Here is an 831-nt window from a genome sequence, read left to right on the forward strand (position 1 = left end):
CGGTGGACATCCCGGCAGGCCGGCGGGCGATCGCGGTCGACGGGAAGACTCTGCGAGGTTCCCGCACCGCCGGCACGGGCGCCGATCATGTGATGGCTGCCTGCGACCAGGGCACCGGTGTGGTCCTGGCCAGCACTGCCGTCGACGGCAAGACCAATGAGATCACCCGGTTCGCGCCGCTGCTCGACCAGATCAGCGACCTACGCGGCAGCGTGGTCACCGCCGACGCGATGCACTGCCAGCGCGACCACGTCACCTACCTCGCCGACCGCGGCGCACACTGGATCCTGACCGTGAAAGGCAACCAGCCCTACCTGCATAAACAGCTGGCCGGCCTGCCTTGGAAGGCGGTCCCGGACGCCACCCGTGACGATGATCGCGGGCACGGCCGCCGCGAGATCCGTACCCTGAAGATCCTCACCGTCTCCGCCGGCATCGACTTCCCGCACGCCGCTCAGGCCATGCAGATCCGACGCCGCCGGCGACGCCTCGACGAGCCGAAACGCTTCACCACCGAGACCGTCTACGCCATCACCGATCTGCACGTCCACCAGGCCAAACCGGCCCAGCTGGCCGCGTGGATCCGCGGGCACTGGGCCATCGAGAACAAGATTCACTGGGTGCGAGACGTCACCTACGACGAAGACCGTTCACAGATCCGCACCGGCACCGGGCAACAGGTCATGGCCGCGCTACGCAACGCCGCCATCGGCACTTTGCGCCTCGCCGGCGTCACCAACATCGCCGCCGCCAACCGGTACCACGCCCGCGACAGCGCCCGCCCACTCGCCCTGCTCGGGATCATCTGACGACTTTGCCGGGGCCCTGGGT

The 831-nt window shown here is 68.7% G+C and carries 1 protein-coding gene; it reads left to right on the plus strand.

Features of this window, described 5'->3' with window-relative positions:
- On the plus strand, positions 1 to 809 hold an 809-nt coding region (locus ACFQS1_RS40545; protein WP_378978406.1), incomplete at its 5' end, for an ISAs1 family transposase.
- Between the last annotated feature and the right edge of the window lie 22 nt (positions 810 to 831).

The sequence above is a fragment of the Paractinoplanes rhizophilus genome, assembly GCF_042664765.1.
GTDB classification, from domain to species: domain Bacteria; phylum Actinomycetota; class Actinomycetes; order Mycobacteriales; family Micromonosporaceae; genus Actinoplanes; species Actinoplanes rhizophilus.